The sequence below is a fragment of the Pantoea sp. Ft-CA_14 genome, from assembly GCF_024520875.1.
Taxonomy (GTDB): domain Bacteria; phylum Pseudomonadota; class Gammaproteobacteria; order Enterobacterales; family Enterobacteriaceae; genus Pantoea; species Pantoea agglomerans.
In genome coordinates, this window is sequence record NZ_JALNPM010000018.1 from 61,547 (window position 1) to 79,552 (window position 18,006).

An 18,006-nucleotide genomic window follows, 5' to 3' on the forward strand; every position below is an offset into this window, starting at 1 on the left:
ATGCCGCTTTGGCGATCGGGCCTTGCCATCTGCGTCTGCACACCGCCACCAACAAAAAGCCCCGCACAAGGCGGGGCTTCAGAGGCCGATGATGTCACTTAGCGCGACATCAACGCACAGTCATTACTGACCTTTAACTTCTTTCAGACCGTTGAATGGCGCTTTAGAACCCAGCGCTTCTTCAATACGGATCAGCTGGTTGTACTTAGCAACACGGTCAGAACGGCTCATTGAACCGGTTTTGATCTGGCCCGCTGCAGTACCTACCGCCAGGTCAGCGATGGTCGCATCTTCGGTTTCGCCTGAACGGTGAGAGATCACGGCAGTGTAGCCCGCGTCTTTCGCCATTTTGATCGCAGCCATAGTTTCGGTCAGAGAACCGATCTGGTTGAATTTGATCAGAATGGAGTTAGCGATACCTTTATCGATACCTTCTTTCAGGATTTTGGTGTTGGTAACGAACAGGTCATCACCCACCAGCTGGATTTTGTCGCCCAGTACTTTGGTCTGGTAAGCGAAGCCGTCCCAGTCAGATTCGTCCAGGCCATCTTCGATAGAAACGATCGGATACTGTTTAGTCAGATCTTCCAGGAAGTGGGTGAACTCTTCAGAGGTAAACGATTTACCGCCTTCACCGGCCAGAACGTATTTGCCATCTTTGTAGAACTCAGATGCCGCACAGTCCATCGCCAGGGTGATGTCTTTGCCCAGCTCGTAGCCTGCTGCTTTTACCGCTTCAGCGATAACAGCCAGCGCTTCGGCGTTGGAACCCAGGTTAGGCGCGTAGCCGCCTTCGTCACCCACTGCAGTGCTCATGCCTTTGCTTTTCAGCACTTTTGCCAGGCTGTGGAACACTTCAGAACCCATACGGATGGCTTCTTTCAGGTTCGGAGCGCCAACCGGCTGGATCATGAATTCCTGGATGTCGACGTTGTTGTCGGCATGTTCGCCGCCGTTGATGATGTTCATCATTGGCAGTGGCATAGAGTATTTGCCTGGGGTGCCGTTCAGTTCAGCGATGTGCTCGTACAGCGGCTGACCTTTAGAGGCTGCAGCGGCTTTAGCAGCTGCCAGTGAAACAGCCAGAATGGCGTTAGCACCGAAGTTAGATTTGTTCTCAGTACCGTCCAGGTCGATCATGATCTTATCGATGTTCGCCTGATCTTTCGCGTCTTTGCCTTTTACCGCTTCAGCAATCGGACCGTTTACTGCAGCAACGGCTTTGGTTACGCCTTTGCCCAGATAACGTGATTTGTCACCGTCACGCAGTTCCAGCGCTTCGCGTGAACCGGTAGAGGCACCTGATGGTGCAGCTGCCAGGCCTACGAAACCGCCTTCCAGATGCACTTCAGCTTCAACAGTCGGGTTACCACGTGAGTCGATAATTTCGCGACCGATGACTTTTACGATTTTGGACATTACGATTTTCCTCAGTACAAGTTAGTCAATCCTAAGACAAGCAACGCGCGAAAAGTTCGCGCGCTGCCTGTGAAACTTACTTCGCTAAACGCTTCTGATGCTCATGTGCGGCTTTAACAAAGCCGGCAAACAACGGATGGCCGTCGCGTGGGGTCGAGGTAAACTCAGGATGGAACTGGCAGGCCACAAACCACGGATGGTTCGGGATCTCGATAATCTCAACCAGTTGATCATCACCAGAGCGACCTGCTACGCGCAGACCGGCTGCTTCAATCTGCTTTAACAGCATATTGTTCACTTCATAGCGGTGGCGATGGCGCTCAACGATAGTGTCAGAGCCGTAGAGCTGGCGAACCTGGCTGCCCGGCGTTAACTGACACTGCTGGCTGCCCAGACGCATGGTGCCGCCCAGATCGCTCTGCTCGCTGCGGACTTCGACGTTGCCATCTTCGTCACGCCATTCGGTGATTAATGCCACCACCGGATATTTACAGTCTGGCACAAATTCCGTGGAGTTGGCGCCCGGCATCCCGGCGACATTGCGGGCGAACTCCATCAGCGCAACCTGCATGCCCAGGCAGATACCCAGGTACGGCACGTTGTTTTCACGTGCATACTGCGCGGTCATCAGCTTGCCTTCCACGCCACGGTAACCGAAGCCACCCGGGATCAGAATCGCATCCAGATCTTTCAGTAATTCGACACCGCGTGATTCAACATCCTGCGAATCGATCAGTTTGATGTTCACGGTGACGCGATTTTTCAGGCCGCCATGTTTCAGCGCTTCGATGACCGACTTGTAGGCATCCGGCAATTCCACATACTTGCCCACCATACCGATGGTGACTTCACCACCCGGATTGGCTTCTTCGTAGATCACCTGCTCCCATTCGGCCAGGTTGGCTTCCGGTGCATTCAGGTTGAAGCGCTTGCAGATATAGTCATCCAGGCCCTGCGATTTCAGCATGCCCGGAATCTTGTAGATGGAATCAACGTCTTTCAGCGAGATAACCGCTTTTTCAGGGACGTTACAGAACAGGGCGATTTTAGCGCGTTCGTTGGCCGGTACGGCACGGTCAGAACGGCAAATCAGCACGTCTGGCTGAATACCAATTGACAGCAGCTCTTTCACCGAGTGCTGGGTCGGTTTGGTTTTCACTTCACCGGCAGCCGCCATATACGGCACCAGCGTGAGGTGCATATACATGGTGTGTTCGCGGCCCACATCAACGGCCATCTGGCGAATCGCTTCCAGGAACGGCAGTGATTCGATATCCCCGACCGTGCCGCCGATTTCGACCAGTACCACATCATGACCTTCACCGCCTTCAATAATGCGTTCTTTGATGGCGTTGGTGATGTGCGGAATAACCTGAATGGTTGCGCCCAGATAGTCGCCACGGCGCTCTTTGCGCAGGACTTCTGAGTAGATACGGCCAGTGGTGAAGTTGTTACGACGCGACATTTTGGTACGGATGAAGCGCTCGTAGTGACCCAAATCCAGATCGGTTTCAGCGCCGTCATCAGTGACGAAAACTTCACCGTGCTGCGTCGGGCTCATGGTGCCTGGATCCACGTTGATATACGGGTCCAGCTTCATGATGGTCACGTTCAGACCACGGGCTTCGAGAATGGCTGCGAGGGAGGCTGCGGCAATGCCTTTACCCAGAGAGGAAACGACCCCGCCGGTCACAAAAATATAATTCGTTGTCATGCTGAACCTGAGAGTTTAGGTTTAAAGACGGTGGAATAACCAGGACGGGAAAACAGTATACTGGAAACCGCTATCAGCCACAATTGATGAATCACCGCCATCCTCCAACGCATTGCTGCGGCTAACATAGCCGATAGCCGCCAATGAAATGTTGACGTGCGTCACAAAGTTGCCGTCAGGCTGAATCGAGTAAGCGAAAGCGGTGACTTTATGCACAGCGCTGGAATAATCAGCGCTTCTCGCCCCGTTTCACCTGCTGCCAGGCGGCTTCCATCTGCTCCAGCGTGGCACCCGGCATACTTAACCCCTGTGCAGCGATGATCGCTTCGACTTCGCGGAAGCGGCGCTCAAACTTGTCGTTGGCCTTTTGCAGCGCAGTTTCCGCTTTGCTGCCCAGATGGCGCGACAGGTTAACCGTGGCGAACAGCAGATCGCCAATCTCCTCTTCCAGCTTCTCACCATCCACCACGCTCTGCTGCGCCTCGTGCATCACTTCATCAATCTCTTCATGCACCTTAGCCACCACCGGCCCCAGCGTGGTCCAGTCGAATCCGACATTGTGACAACGCTTCTGAATCTTGTGGGCGCGCATCAGTGCGGGCAGTGCCTTAGGGATATCATCCAGCGCCGAATGCTGGGCTTTGTCAGCCCGCTCAGCGGTTTTTATCGCTTCCCAGTTTTTCAGCACTTCGCTGCTGGTTTCTGCTGTGGCATCGCCAAAAATATGTGGATGACGGCGCTCCAGCTTGTCGCTGATTGCGTGGCAGATATCCTCAAAATTAAAGCGATCCTGTTCGCTGGCCATCTGCGCATAGAACACCACCTGAAACAGCAGATCGCCCAGCTCACCGCGCAGATCGTCAAAATCTTCGCGCTGGATAGCGTCCAGCACTTCGTAGGTCTCTTCCAGCGTATAGGGCGCGATGGTGGCGAAGGTCTGTTCACGATCCCACGGACAGCCATGTTGTGGATCGCGCAGGGTTTTCATTATGCCAAGCAGGCGCTCAATAGCGTTCATTCAGGAGGATCCTTGATTAGTGAGATGACAGGCAACGGGCGAAGAGGCAAAGCGTACAACACGGCAGGACGCTATTCACCGCGTCCGGCCGTGTCTGGTGGTGCAGAAAACGCCTGCGCAACCTCCAGCTGCCGGTTGCCTCAGTGCCTGCCTGAATATCAGTGCAGGCGACGGGCGTCAATGATATCAGAGACCTGGTTCAGACGCGCCAGGACACGTCCCAGTACCTGATGGTTGTAGATCTCGATATCCATGTCGATGGTCGCCAGCTGTTTTTTGGTGTCGCTGCGGCTTGAGACGCCCAGGACATTCACTTTCTCGTTGGCGAGAATGGTGGTGATGTCACGCAGTAAGCCGCTGCGATCGTTGGCGGTCACGCGCACCACCAGCGAATAGCCGCTGGAGTAACTTTCGCCCCACACCGCATCGACGATACGTTCCGGCGCATGCGAAATGAGTTCAGCCAGCTGGTCGCAGTCGGCGCGGTGAATAGAGATGCCGCGCCCCTGGGTGATGAAGCCGACAATATCATCCCCCGGAATCGGCTGGCAGCAGCGGGCAATGTGGTGCATCAGGTTGCCCACGCCTTCCACGACGACGCGTCCGCTCTCTTTGCGTGAAGAGGGAGTGTACGATTTCTGGGTCAGCTGACGCAGCGCTTCGCGATCTTCCTCTTCGGCGCTCGGCTTGTTCAGCTTCGCCTGCAGGAAGTTAACCATCTGGTTAAGACGAATATCGCCGCCGCCAATCGCCGCCAGCAGCTCTTCAAGCGAGGTCACGTTATAGCGCGGCAACAGCAGTTTTTCGGCTTCGCGCAGGCTGATATCCAGCTGATTCAGTTCGTTATCCAGAATCTGCCGTCCGGCGATAATATTCTTGTCGCGATCCTGCTTGCGGAACCAGTTGTGGATCTTCGAGCGTCCACGGTTGGTGGTGATGTAGCCCAGATTCGGATTGAGCCAGTCGCGGCTCGGGTTCGGCTGCTTCTGGGTGATCACCTCAACCTGATCGCCCATCTGCAGCTGGTAGGTGAACGGCACGATGCGGCCACCGATTTTCGCGCCGATGCAGCGGTGACCGATGTCGCTGTGAATATGATAGGCAAAGTCGAGCGGCGTCGATCCAGCGGGCAGATCCACCACGTCGCCTTTCGGGGTAAAGACGTAGACCCGGTCATCGAACACCTGGCTGCGGACCTCTTCCAGCAGTTCGCCGGAGTCCGCCATCTCTTCCTGCCAGCTGATAAGCTTACGCAGCCAGGCGATCCGCTCTTCATGACCGGCCGCGCCACGCGCGCTGCTGGAAGTTGGCCCCTCTTTATATTTCCAGTGCGCCGCCACGCCCAGCTCGGCATCTTCATGCATCTGGCGGGTACGGATCTGGATCTCCACCGTTTTGCCCTGCGGCCCTAACACCACCGTATGAATCGACTGGTAGCCGTTGGGTTTGGGGTTAGCGACGTAGTCATCAAACTCGCTGGGCAGATGGCGATAGAGCGTATGCACCGTACCCAGCGCACCGTAGCAATCCTGCAGGCGATCGGCGACGATGCGCACCGCCCGCACGTCAAACAGCTCATCAAAGGCCAGCGATTTTTTCTGCATCTTGCGCCAGATGCTGTAGATATGTTTCGGACGGCCATAGACTTCGGCGCGCACGCCCTCTTTGACCATCTCTTTGCGCAGATTGCTGACGAAGTTTTCGATGTACTGCTCACGGTCAATACGCCGCTCATGCAGTAATTTGGCGATGCGCTTATATTCGTCGGGATGCAGGTAGCGGAAGCAGTAATCTTCAAGCTCCCATTTGAGCTGACCAATACCGAGACGGTTGGCCAGTGGCGCATAGATATTGGTGCTCTCTTTGGCGGCCAGTACCCGCTCATCTTCCGGCGCATCTTTCATTTCGCGCAGGTTCATGATGCGTTCAGCCAGCTTCAGCACTACGCAGCGGAAATCTTCCACCATCGCCAGCAGCATGCGGCGAACGTTATCCACCTGTTCAGAGGCCATGGAGTCGTTGTGGATCGCTTTCAGCTGGCGGATAGCGTCCATATCGCGCACGCCGTGTACCAGCGAGACAATGCCTTTGCCGACGGCGGTTTCCAGCTCCTCTTCACTCACCACTTCATCGTTAGCCAGCGGGAAAATCAGCGCCGCACACAGGCTTTCGATATCCATGCTGAGCATTGAGAGGATTTCAACCATCTCAATACCGCGCCACAGCAGCAGCGACTGATCAGGATGGCCCTGCGTCTGCGCTTCGCAGTAGCGCCAGGTCTCGGCCACACGTTGACATGATTGCGGGTTGGCAATACCGAGACTGGCGATCCACTGGTCGAGGGCGAAATCCCCCTCAGTATTTAAATGCGCACTTCTGACCGCAACCATAACCTCTCCTGCACAACGACATACATCGCTTATGTTTTTCTGAACAGCACCATGGATTCGAGATGACGGGTATGTGGGAACATATCCAGCATCGCGACCCTTTCCAATTGGTAGCCTGCCGACAGCAATGTCTGGCTGTCGCGGGCGAGTGTGGTGGGATTACACGAAACATAGACCACGCGATCTGGTGCAAGTTTAACCACATGCGCCATTACGCCCGCAGCCCCGGCGCGTGCCGGATCGAGTAATACCTTGTTAAATCCCTGTGCCGCCCACGGCTGGCGCGACACATCTTCTTCCAGATTATGCTGAAAGAAACTGACATTTTTAAGATTATTCAAATCAGCATTATACGCTGCCTGCCGCACTAATGCTGCAATCCCCTCCACACCAACTACATTTTGTACGAAGATTCCTATAGGAAGTGTGAAGTTTCCCATGCCGCAAAACAGATCCAGCACCCGGTCTTCTGGCTGCAGATCGAGCCAGGCAATTGCCTTCGCGACCATCTGCTGATTAACATCATCGTTAACCTGAATAAAATCCTGTGGGCTGAAGGTTAGCTTAAGCTGGTGAGATTGATAAAACGGCGTCGACTCACTTAACGCACTCAACTCTTCCCCGCCCGCATCCAGGAACAGCATCAGCTGATGCTTATGCGAAAACTGTTCCAGTTTTTCACGGTCATCCGCATGCAGCGCATCAAGATGGCGCAGAATCATCAGCGGCCCGTTGTCTGCCAGCACCAGCTCTACATGCCCGAGACGCCTGACAGCGCGTAAGTCACTGAGACACTGGTGCAGTGGAACCAGTAAAGCCTCAAGTTCGGGCACTAAAATGGGGCATTGCTGAATATCAACCAGATCGTTGCTGGCTTCCTGACGGAAGCCCATCTGCAACCGCTGCGCCTTATTTTGCCATTGCAGCCCCAGACGGGCGCGACGACGATAGCCCCAGGGCTGACCGGCGATCACCTCATCCACCGCCACGTCTTGTGCGGCGGCCTGACGCAGCATCCGGCTCAGCGCCTGGGCTTTGCTCTGCTGTTGCAGCGCCACATCGGCATGCTGCTGCTGGCAGCCGCCGCAGCGTTCATAATGTGGGCAGCGCGGCGTGACGCGCGCCGGACTGCGGCTAATCAGTCGTGTCACTTTCGCCCGGGCAAATTGACGTTTATCCTCTGTCAGCATGACCTCCGCCTGTTCCCCAGGCAGGGCACCGGCGACAAAAAGGGTTTTGCCCTTGTGACGCGCCACCCCTTGTCCGAACGGATCAAGCGCCTCAATGGTGACGGTGATCCGTTGTTGCGTCGTCACGCGCTGTTTTGCAACGTAAAATTGCGCCATAGTGTTATTAATTCTCTTTATCGAAAACGACCTGCATTGTTTTTGTCGACAGCATGCACAGGGACGTTAATGCCGGAGTAGCCAGGCGACTATTATGACCAAATACAGCCTGCGGGCGCGAATGATGATTTTAATTCTGGCACCCACGCTGATGGTTGGCCTGCTGCTCAGCTCATTTTTTGTGGTGCACCGCTACAATGAACTGCAGCGCCAGGTTATCGATGCCGGAGCCAATATCATTGAACCGCTGGCGATCTCCAGCGAATACAGCATGACCTGGCACAACCGTGACGCCATGCGTGAACTGGTCAGCCTGCTGCACCGCCGCCATTCGGGCATCGTCCGGGCGATCTCGGTGTTTGATAATCACAACCAACTCTACGTCACCTCCAATCACAAGCAGAACCTCAGCCTGCTGCAGCAGGATGATATCCGCGCCCTGCCCGACGATGTCTCCATGGAGCGTCACGGCAACGTATTGATTCTGCGCACACCGATCACCACCGAGCGTTACGATGTGGATGAATTGCCGGACGAAGATGCCAAGCCGTCGGGCAATCCGCTGGGCTACGTGGCGATAGAGCTGGATCTGCAGTCGGTGCGCCTGCAGCAGTACAAAGAGGTGTTTGTCGCCACGCTGATGCTGCTCTTCTGCCTCTGCCTGGCCATGCTGTTTGCCTATCGTCTGATGCGCGATGTCACCGGGCCGATCCGCAATATGGTCACCACCGTTGACCGCATCCGTCGCGGCCAGCTCGACAGCCGCGTTGAGGGATACATGCTGGGTGAACTCAGCATTCTGAAAAACGGGATTAATGCGATGGCGATGTCGCTGACCGCCTATCACGAAGAGATGCAGCACAATATCGATCAGGCGACCTACGATCTGCGAGAGACGCTGGAACAGCTGGAGATTCAGAACGTTGAGCTGGATCTGGCGAAGAAACGCGCCCAGGAAGCGGCACGTATCAAATCTGAGTTTCTGGCCAATATGTCGCATGAGCTGCGGACGCCGCTTAATGGCGTGCTGGGCTTTACCCGGCAGATGCTGAAAACCCAGCTGCGCACCACCCAGCGCGACTATATGCAGACCATTGAACGTTCAGCCAATAACCTGCTCAGTATTATCAATGACGTGCTCGATTTCTCGAAGCTGGAAGCGGGCAAACTGATGCTGGAGGCGATCCCCTTCCCGCTGCGTGCCACACTGGATGAAACGCTGGTGCTGCTGGCCCCGTCGGCGCATGACAAAGGGCTGGAGCTGACGGTGGTGTGTGACAGCAGCGTGCCGGACAACGTGATTGGCGATGCGCTGCGCCTGCAACAGATTCTGATTAACCTGATCGGTAACGCCATCAAGTTTACCGAGAAAGGGTATATCGGCCTGCGTGTCGGACAGCGGGTGATCACACAGACGCGCGTCGAGCTGGAGATTCAGGTTGAAGATAGCGGCATCGGCATCTCTGAGCAGCAACAGACACAGCTGTTCCAGGCGTTCCGTCAGGCTGATGCCAGCATTTCACGCCGTCATGGGGGGACCGGGCTGGGGCTGGTGATCACCCAGAAACTGGTGCGGGAGATGGGCGGGGAAATCACCTTCAGCAGTCAGCCGGACAAGGGCTCCACCTTTGTGATTCGCGTACAGCTGGATCTCAATCCCAATGCGCCCGGCATGCCACGCGTGCTGGATGCGCTGTCACATGCGCGCATTGCCTATGTGGAAGCGGATGCTAACGTTGCCAGCGCAGCACTGGAGATGTTGAGCGCCACACCATTGCAGATCGATTACAGCGAAACGCTGGAGGGTTTAAAAGCGTCTCACTATCCGCTGCTGCTGATGGCGATGCCGGTCGACATCAGTCAGCCCGAGCTGCTCAATGAACGCATGATTAATGCGCTGCTGGATCGGGCCGACAACGTGCTGATGGCGCTCCCCAGCCCGATGATGTTGCTGGCGGATGAGCTGAAGGTACGCGGCATTGACGGTTGCATCGCTAAACCGATCTCCCTGACGCGACTCCTGCCGATGTTACTGGATCTGCATACCCGTCAGATCAGTGAACTGCCGCTTTCACCCCGGCTGCCGCTGACGGTGATGGCGGTGGATGATAACCCCGCCAACCTCAAGCTGATTGGCGCGCTGCTGGAGGAGCAGGTGCAGAACATCCTGCTGTGCAGCAGCGCCGAACACGCCATCCGCGAAGCACGTCAGCAGTCGCTGGATGTGATTCTGATGGATATTCAGATGCCGGACATCGATGGCATTCGCGCCAGCGAAATTATCCGCAGCATGCCGCATCATGCCAGTACCCCGATTGTGGCGGTCACCGCCCATGCGATTGATGGCGAGCGTGAACAATTGATCAAGGCGGGCATGAATGACTATCTTGCCAAACCGATTGATGAGAGCAAGTTAAGACAGTTGCTGGCGCGCTATACGCCACCACCGGTGGTCACCGTGCCGGAGCTGCTGCCAATATTACCCACGCTGGACTGGCAACTGGCGCTGCGGCAGGCGGCGAACAAAGCCGATCTGGCGCGCGATCTGCTGCGGATGCTGCTGGAATTTTTACCGGAAGTGCATGCGAAGATGGCGCAGTTTATGTCGACCAATGAGGTCAACGCCCTGCGTGAGATTATTCACAAGCTGCACGGCAGTGCCAGCTACAGCGGCGTGCCGCGCATGAAGCAACTCTGCCATCAGCTGGAAAGAGAGCTGCTGGAGGCCAGCGATATCGCTGCGCTGGAGCCGGAGCTGCTGGAGCTGCAGGATGAGATGGAGAACGTCGCCCGAGAAGCCCGCCAGCTGTTAGGGATTGGATAAGGCTGGCGGTGAGTTAAACCCGGCCGATGTGGAGTGGCCGGGTAATGCTGGTAGTTAGTTAAACCCGGCCAGCTTTAACGTGGCTGCCACATTACGCGCCGTCATCTCAACATTCTTTCCGGCGCTGGCGAGAGCCTCATCCAGCGTACAGATGCTGTAGAGCACGCTGAATACCGCATCGATCCCGTGCTGATGCACCACGCCGACATCGGCCGTCAGGCTTCCGGCGATGCCAATCACCGGCTTATTAAAGCGCTTTGCCACGCTGGCGACGCCGATCGGCACCTTGCCATTAATACTCTGGCTGTCGATACGCCCTTCACCGGTAATCACCAGATCAGCATCTTTTACCTCTTCCGCCAGCCCCAGCGCCTCAGTAACAATCTCAATGCCGCGCCGCAGCTCTGCCTGACAGAAGGCGTGCAGCGCCGCCCCCATACCGCCCGCTGCGCCGCCGCCCGGAATATGCAGCACATCAATATCGAGATCGCGGTGAATAATCGCGGCGTAATGGGCCAGCGCCTGATCGAGCTGCTGCACCAGCGCCGGTGTCGCCCCTTTCTGCGGGCCGAAAATGGCCGATGCACCCTCTTTGCCCGTCAGCGGATTGGTGACGTCACAGGCCACTTCAATGCGGCACTGATGAATGCGGGCGTCCAGCGCGTCAATATCGATGCTGGCAAGATCGGCGAGTGCACCGCCACCGTGACCGATCTCGCAGCCCTGGTCGTCCAGCAGCCGGGCGCCCAGCGCCTGCATCATGCCGGCTCCGCCATCATTGGTGGCGCTGCCGCCGATACCAATGATGATGTGGCCGACCCCCTTATCCAGCGCATGTCTGATCAACTCGCCGGTGCCAAATGAGGTCGTTATCAACGGGTCACGCTGCGATGCAGGCACCCGCTCCAGTCCACTGGCCGCGGCCATTTCGATATAGGCGGTGGACTCATCGCCGGACAGGCCATAGAAGGCGTCAACCTCTGTTCCCAGCGGCCCCGTCACCTTCAGCCTGACGATTTTTCCCTTCGTCGCCGCCACCATCGCTTCTACCGTTCCTTCACCGCCGTCGGCGACCGGTATTTTCACGTAATGCGCATCGGGAAAGATGTCACGGAAACCCGCTTCAATCGCCGATGCCACATCCAGGGCGGATAAACTCTCTTTATATGAATCCGGTGCGATTACGATTTTCATAGGCAATCCGAGCGCAGTTGAGTAATTGAAACGGCTCTGAACCAGTCCGGTTTCCGCAGAGACCGACACCGGGTTTTAGCGGGCGATTTCAACCTTCGCTAACTTCTCATAATAGCAGGCCAGCGCGCTGTGGTCGGCGCTACCCTGCCCGTCGTTACGCAGCGCCTGCATCATCTCCATCACAGCCGCCGTCAGCGGCAGATGCGCGCCGATGCTGTGCGAGGTATCCAGCGCGTTCGCCAGATCTTTGATATGCAGGTCAATGCGGAAGCCGGGTTTGAAGTTGCGATCCATCACCATGGGCGCTTTGGCATCCAGTACCGTGCTGCCGGCCAGGCCGCCACGAATCGCCTGATAGACCAGATCCGGATTCACACCCGCTTTGGTCGCCAGTGATAACGCCTCGGACATCGCCGCAATATTCAGCGCCACAATCACCTGGTTGGCCAGCTTAGTCACGTTACCCGCACCGATGTCGCCGGTATGCACCACCGATCCCGCCATCGATTTCATGATGTCGTAGCAGGTATCGAACACCGCTTTATCACCACCGACCATCACTGAGAGCGTGCCTTCAATCGCTTTAGGTTCACCGCCACTGACCGGCGCATCCAGCATTTTGATCCCTTTTTCTGCCAGCGCATCATGGACTTCACGGCTCGCCAGCGGCGCAATGGAGCTCATGTCGATGACCACCAGGCCTGGCTTCGCCCCTTCGATAATGCCATTTTTACCCAGACAGACTTCGATGACCTGCGGTGAGTTGGGCACCATGGTAATCACCACATCGCACTGCTCAGCCACTTCTTTTGGCGATTTCGCCACGGTCGCGCCCAGTTCAGTCAGTTCCGCTTCGTTGTCAGCGTTATGATCGCGCACCACCAGCGAATAACCGGCTTTCACCAGATTTTTACTCATTGGTTTGCCCATAATACCCAGGCCGATAAATCCAATTTTCATTGCGTTTCCCCTTGATTGATTAGCGCTTAAATTTGTCGCATAACGCCTGAGAGGCGTTGCGGAACATACCGACATCGCTGCCGACGGCGACAAAAGTGGCACCCCACTCCAGATAACGACGCGAGTCCGCTTCCACCGGTGCCAGAATGCCGCTCGGCTTACCGGCGGCTTTGGCGCGTTCAAAAATGTGTTTAATCACTTTCAGCACTTCAGGATGCGCAGGCTGACCGAGATAGCCCAGCGCAGCAGAGAGATCGCCCGGCCCGACAAAAATACCGTCGACACCGTCCACCGCCGCGATGGCGTCAATGTTGTCGACCGCCTGCTGGGTTTCGATCTGCACCAGCACCGTGATGTTGTCATTGATGGTGCTGTTGTAATCCGGCAGGGTGCCGTACATGTTGCTGCGATGCGAAACCGAGACACCGCGAATGCCGGCTGGCGGATAGCGGGTTGAGGCGACGGCACGCACTGCTTCCTCTTCGGTCTCGACAAATGGCACCAGGAAGTTGTTAAACCCGATATCCAGCAGGCGCTTAATAATCACCGGCTCGTTGCAGGGCGGACGCACCACGGGCGCACTGTGGCTGCCTTTAAGCGCCATCAGCTGCGGCACAAACGTGGTGATATCGTTGGGCGCGTGTTCGCCATCCAGGACCAGCCAGTCAAAACCGGCCAGCCCTAAAATCTCGGTAGAGATCGGGCTGGCAAGCGCACACCAGCTGCCGATCAGGGTTTCACCCGCTAACAAACGACGACGAAATCCATTTGGCCAGGCTGCATTACTCATGGTTAAACTCCTGTGACGATGGCTCCCCGTGGGGAGCCGAAAAGGTTAACGTACCAGGCAGGGACGTTTGTTGTCGTAGGTCCATCCCGGCACTAAAAATTGCATCGCTTCGGCATCGTCACGCGCGCCCAGCCCCTGCTTCTGATAGAGCGCGTTGGCCTGCATCACCTGATCCATATCCAGCTCGACGCCGAGACCGGGCTTCTGCGGTACCTGCACCATGCCGCCTTTGATCTGGAATGGCTCTTTGGTCAGGCGCTGATTGCCCTCCTGCCAGATCCAGTGGGTATCAATGGCGGTGATCGCGCCCGGCGCGGCAGCGGCGACGTGGGTGAACATCGCCAGCGAAATGTCGAAGTGGTTATTGGAGTGCGAGCCCCATGTCAGGCCGAAGTCGTGACACATCTGTGCTACCCGCACCGAACCCTGCATGGTCCAGAAGTGCGGATCTGCCAGCGGAATGTCCACCGACTGCAGCGACAGGGTATGGCCCATCTGACGCCAGTCGGTGGCGATCATATTGGTGGCGGTTGGCATGCCGGTGGCGCGGCGGAACTCCGCCATCACTTCACGGCCGGAGTAGCCCTGCTCCGCGCCACAGGGATCTTCTGCGTAGGCGAGCACATCTTTGAGCTGTTTGCCGAGCATGATCGCCTCGTTGAGCGACCAGGCCCCGTTGGGATCAAGGGTGATACGGGCTTCAGGAAAACGCTTAGCCAGCGCAGTAACCGCTTCGGCCTCTTCGCCGCCGCGCAGTACGCCGCCTTTGAGTTTGAAATCGTTGAAACCATATTTCTCATACGCCGCTTCCGCCAGCCGCACCACCGTCTCCGGGGTTAGCGCCTCTTCGTGGCGCAGGCGATACCAGTCGCAGGGATCGCTCTCCTGGCTCTGGTAAAAGAGGGACGTTTTGCGGCGGTCGCCGATGTAGAAGAGGTAGCCGAGCATCTCAACGCGGTCGCGCTGCTGTCCGTCGCCCAGCAGCGAGGCCACATTAACTTCCAGATGCTGACCCAGCAGGTCGAGCAGCGCCGCTTCAATGCCGGTCACCACATGAATAGTGGTGCGCAGATCGAAGGTCTGGGTGCCGCGCCCGCTGGCATCGCGGTCGGCGAAGGTGCTGCGCACCAGGCTGAGAATGTTTTTGTATTCGCCCACGGTTTTGCCAATCACCAGCGACGCTGCATCTTCCAGCGTCTGGCGGATTTTTTCGCCGCCCGGGATTTCGCCGACGCCGGTGTGTCCGGCGTTATCTTTGATAATCACAATGTTGCGGGTAAAGAATGGCGAGTGAGCGCCGCTGAGGTTCAGCAGCATGCTGTCGTAGCCTGCGACCGGAATAACCTGCATGGCGGTGACTTTCGGTGTTGAACTCATCTCCTGCTCCTTATGCTGTTGCACGGCCAAATGCCGGGCGTTTGCGATCAAATGTCCAGCCGGGGACCAGATATTGCATCGCCGTGGCGTCGTTACGCGCACCGGCGGGCAGTGACTGATAAAGCTGATTGGCTTTGTTTACCTGCTCCCAGTCGAGCTCAATGCCCAGACCCGGCGCATCCGGCACGGCAATTTTCCCGTTGCGGATTTGCAGCGGATTTTTCGTCAGGCGCTGATCGCCCTCCTGCCAGATCCAGTGGGTATCAATCGCGGTAGGATTACCTGGCGCCGCCGCACCCACATGGGTGAACATCGCCAGCGAAATATCGAAGTGGTTATTGGAGTGGCAGCCCCAGGTGAGGCCCCACTCATCGCAGAGCTGCGCGACCCGCACAGCGCCGCTCAGCGTCCAGAAGTGAGGATCCGCCAGCGGAATATCGACCGCATTGAGCATCACCGCGTGATTCATCTCTCGCCAGTTGGTGGCGATCATATTGGTGGCCACCGGTAAGCCGGTTGCGCGCCGGAACTCGGCCATCACTTCACGTCCCGAATAGCCCTGCTCCGCGCCGCACGGATCTTCAGCGTAGCTCAGCACATCCTGCATCCCTTTACACAGCGCTATCGCCTCGTCCAGCAGCCAGGCGCCGTTCGGGTCGACCGTAATGCGGGCGTCGGGAAAGCGCTGCTTCAGCGCCGCCGCGGTGGCAATCTCCTGCTCGCCCGGCAACACGCCGCCTTTGAGCTTAAAATCTTTGAAGCCATATTTATCCGCAGCCGCCTCAGCCAGCCGCACCACGGCATCGCTGGTCAGCGCTTCCTGATGACGCAGGTGATACCAGTCGTGGCTGGCCTGCTCACCACTCAGATAGGGCAGATCGGTCTTGCGGCGGTCGCCGAGATAGAACAGATAGCCCAGCACCGTCACTTCATCACGCTGTTTACCTGGCCCCAGCAGTTCAGCCACCGGTACGCCCAGACACTGTCCCAGCAGATCGAGCAGCGCCGCTTCCAGCGCCGCTACCGCGTTGACCCGCAACTCAAAAGTCCAGGCACCGTTGCCGAAGGTGGTGAAGTCAGCCGACTGATTGCCTTTGTGCACCTGCTGCACCAGACGGTTCATTCGCGCAATCTGCTGGCCTTTCACCTGCGGAATCGCTTCTACCAGCGTCTGATAGATGGTGTCGCCGCCGGGGGCTTCACCGACGCCGGTGTGACCGGCGCTGTCGGTGAGAACCACAATATTGCGGGTAAAACAGGCGTTGTGCGCACCGCCAATATTGAGCAGCATGCTGTCATAGCCGGCGACCGGGATAACCTGCATCTCAGTAATCACCGGCGAACTTTGCGTATTCATAATGCATCCTTACCGGGCCAGGTTTTCAGTTCGACACGTTTGATATCGCCCGCGATCACCAGGAAGCTGAATGCGGCGACAAAGGCATGAATACCGACATAGATCAGCGCGCCTTCAAAGGAGCCGCTGGTGGCGATGATGTAACCGATGGCGATAGGCGTCACGATGCCAGAGAAGTTACCGAACATGTTGAACAGACCGCCGCTCAGGCCACTGATCTCTTTCGGTGCGGTATCTGCCATCACCGCCCAGCCCAGCGCACCGATGCCTTTACCAAAGAACGCCAGTGCCATGAAGAACACCACCACCCATTCGGTATCGGTGTAGTTACACATCACCATCGAAATAGAGAGCAGCATGCCGAGCACGATCGGCGTTTTACGCGCGATATTCAGGGAGCCGGTTTTACGCATCAGCCAGTCGGAGATCACCCCACCCAGTACGCCGCCGAGGAAGCCGCACACCGCCGGAATCGAGGCAATAAAGCCCGCTTTGAGAATCGACATGCCGCGCGCCTGTACCAGATAGACCGGGAACCAGGTGATAAAAAAGTAGGTTAAGGCGTTAACGCAGTACTGACCGAGGTAGATACCCAGCATCATGCGTGACGTCAGCAGCTGTTTGATCTGGAACCACTTCTCGCTCCAGCTCACTTTGCGGCTATCCTTTTTGACATCCATGTTGATCAGCGCACCGCCCTGCTCCATGTACTCCAGTTCGGCTTTATTCACGCCAGGGTGATCGGTGGGATCGTGGATCACTTTCAGCCAGATGAAACTAAGGATGATGCCCAGGCCGCCCATGAACCAGAACACGTGCGCCCAGCCCACGGAAGAGACCAGCCAGCCCATGATGGGCGCGAAGATAACGGTGGCGAAGTATTGGGCCGAGTTGAAGATCGCCACGGCCGTGCCGCGCTCCTGCGCCGGAAACCAGGCCGCGACGATGCGGCTGTTGCCAGGGAAAGAGGGCGCTTCGGCCAGTCCCACCAGGAAGCGCAGAATAAACAGCGACATGATGATGCCGAAGCCGCTGAACAGATCGACGAACCCTTGCAAAAAGGTAAAGAGCGACCAGGTAAAGATGCTCCAGAAATAGACGCGTTTTGAGCCGAAGCGGTCAAGCAGCCAGCCGCCCGGAATCTGACCAATAACATACGCCCATGAGAAGGCTGAGAAGATATAGCCGAGTCCGACCGAATCGAGGCCAATATCTTTTGACATCGCCGAACCGGCAATCGAAATCGTTGCGCGGTCACCGTAGTTGAATGAGGTGACGATAAATAACATCACCACAATCCAGTAACGGGCATTGGTGCGTTTCTGCACCGTTTCCGCGGTCTGGCTGAAACTATTCATGATGCACTCCTGAAATATAGCGTGAGCTACATTCGCTCTGACTGCATACACATCGCGTTGGGTATCAGAGAGAAGTTGGGTTAAACACGGCGATCTTTTTGTTTTGGCAAACTTTATTTATCCATCCGGTGTCTGGCAGCCGCGGCGGTTAATAATCCCAGGCAACCTCTTTCGGATGAATAATACGTCGTGACAGATAACCTGACTTTGGCTAACGGAACTCAGTATAAGAACAGCCTGTGGCGATCACATTGGCGCA

General features: G+C 56.8%; 12 protein-coding genes. 1 reads left to right on the forward strand and 11 read right to left on the reverse strand.

Annotated features, from left to right (window positions below; genetic code table 11):
- Positions 1 to 123: 123 nt before the first annotated feature.
- From eno to rlmD, 5 genes are all read right to left on the reverse strand, one after another.
- Positions 124 to 1,419, reverse strand: a complete 1,296-nt coding sequence (gene eno, locus NR195_RS21245) for a phosphopyruvate hydratase (RefSeq protein WP_256844884.1) — start codon at positions 1,417 to 1,419, stop codon at positions 124 to 126.
- Between the two features lie 76 nt (positions 1,420 to 1,495).
- The gene (gene pyrG / locus NR195_RS21250) at positions 1,496 to 3,133 is read right to left on the reverse strand and encodes a glutamine hydrolyzing CTP synthase (RefSeq protein WP_010248572.1); all 1,638 of its coding nucleotides are present in this window, start codon (positions 3,131 to 3,133) and stop codon (positions 1,496 to 1,498) included.
- A gap of 229 nt (positions 3,134 to 3,362) precedes the next feature.
- Positions 3,363 to 4,151 carry a nucleoside triphosphate pyrophosphohydrolase gene (gene mazG, locus NR195_RS21255; RefSeq protein WP_050680051.1) on the reverse strand — a complete coding sequence of 263 codons (789 nt, stop codon included), beginning with the start codon at positions 4,149 to 4,151 and terminating at the stop codon, positions 3,363 to 3,365.
- Between the two features lie 158 nt (positions 4,152 to 4,309).
- A complete protein-coding gene (gene relA, locus NR195_RS21260) occupies positions 4,310 to 6,541 on the reverse strand; it encodes a GTP diphosphokinase (protein ID WP_010248576.1) in 2,232 nt (743 codons plus the stop codon).
- 29 nt (positions 6,542 to 6,570) lie between these two features.
- Positions 6,571 to 7,887, reverse strand: a complete 1,317-nt coding sequence (rlmD, locus tag NR195_RS21265) for a 23S rRNA (uracil(1939)-C(5))-methyltransferase RlmD (protein ID WP_256844885.1) — start codon at positions 7,885 to 7,887, stop codon at positions 6,571 to 6,573.
- A 94-nt stretch (positions 7,888 to 7,981) separates the two neighbouring features.
- On the opposite strand from rlmD, the gene barA reads away from it, so the two are divergent.
- A complete protein-coding gene (barA, locus tag NR195_RS21270) occupies positions 7,982 to 10,711 on the forward strand; it encodes a two-component sensor histidine kinase BarA (protein WP_069025325.1) in 2,730 nt (909 codons plus the stop codon).
- 54 nt (positions 10,712 to 10,765) lie between these two features.
- On the opposite strand, the gene NR195_RS21275 is transcribed toward barA, so the two are convergent.
- The 6 genes from NR195_RS21275 to NR195_RS21300 form a co-directional block, all read right to left on the reverse strand.
- A complete protein-coding gene (locus NR195_RS21275) occupies positions 10,766 to 11,905 on the reverse strand; it encodes a glycerate kinase (protein ID WP_031291930.1) in 1,140 nt (379 codons plus the stop codon).
- Positions 11,906 to 11,980: 75 nt separating this feature from the next.
- Positions 11,981 to 12,865: a 2-hydroxy-3-oxopropionate reductase gene (gene garR, locus NR195_RS21280; protein WP_010248583.1), complete on the reverse strand. Its 885-nt coding sequence runs from the start codon at positions 12,863 to 12,865 to the stop codon at positions 11,981 to 11,983.
- 19 nt (positions 12,866 to 12,884) lie between these two features.
- Complete coding sequence (gene garL, locus NR195_RS21285) at positions 12,885 to 13,655, reverse strand: 2-dehydro-3-deoxyglucarate aldolase (RefSeq protein WP_256844886.1); 771 nt, start codon at positions 13,653 to 13,655, stop codon at positions 12,885 to 12,887.
- 45 nt (positions 13,656 to 13,700) lie between these two features.
- A complete protein-coding gene (gene gudD, locus NR195_RS21290; RefSeq protein WP_256844887.1) occupies positions 13,701 to 15,032 on the reverse strand; it encodes a glucarate dehydratase in 1,332 nt (443 codons plus the stop codon).
- 10 nt (positions 15,033 to 15,042) lie between these two features.
- Positions 15,043 to 16,389 (reverse strand): enolase C-terminal domain-like protein, encoded by a 1,347-nt coding sequence (locus tag NR195_RS21295; RefSeq protein WP_010248589.1) that lies wholly within the window; start codon positions 16,387 to 16,389, stop codon positions 15,043 to 15,045.
- The gene (locus NR195_RS21300) at positions 16,386 to 17,747 is read right to left on the reverse strand and encodes an MFS transporter (protein ID WP_010248591.1); all 1,362 of its coding nucleotides are present in this window, start codon (positions 17,745 to 17,747) and stop codon (positions 16,386 to 16,388) included. Before NR195_RS21300 ends, NR195_RS21295 begins: the two co-directional genes overlap by 4 nt.
- Between the last annotated feature and the right edge of the window lie 259 nt (positions 17,748 to 18,006).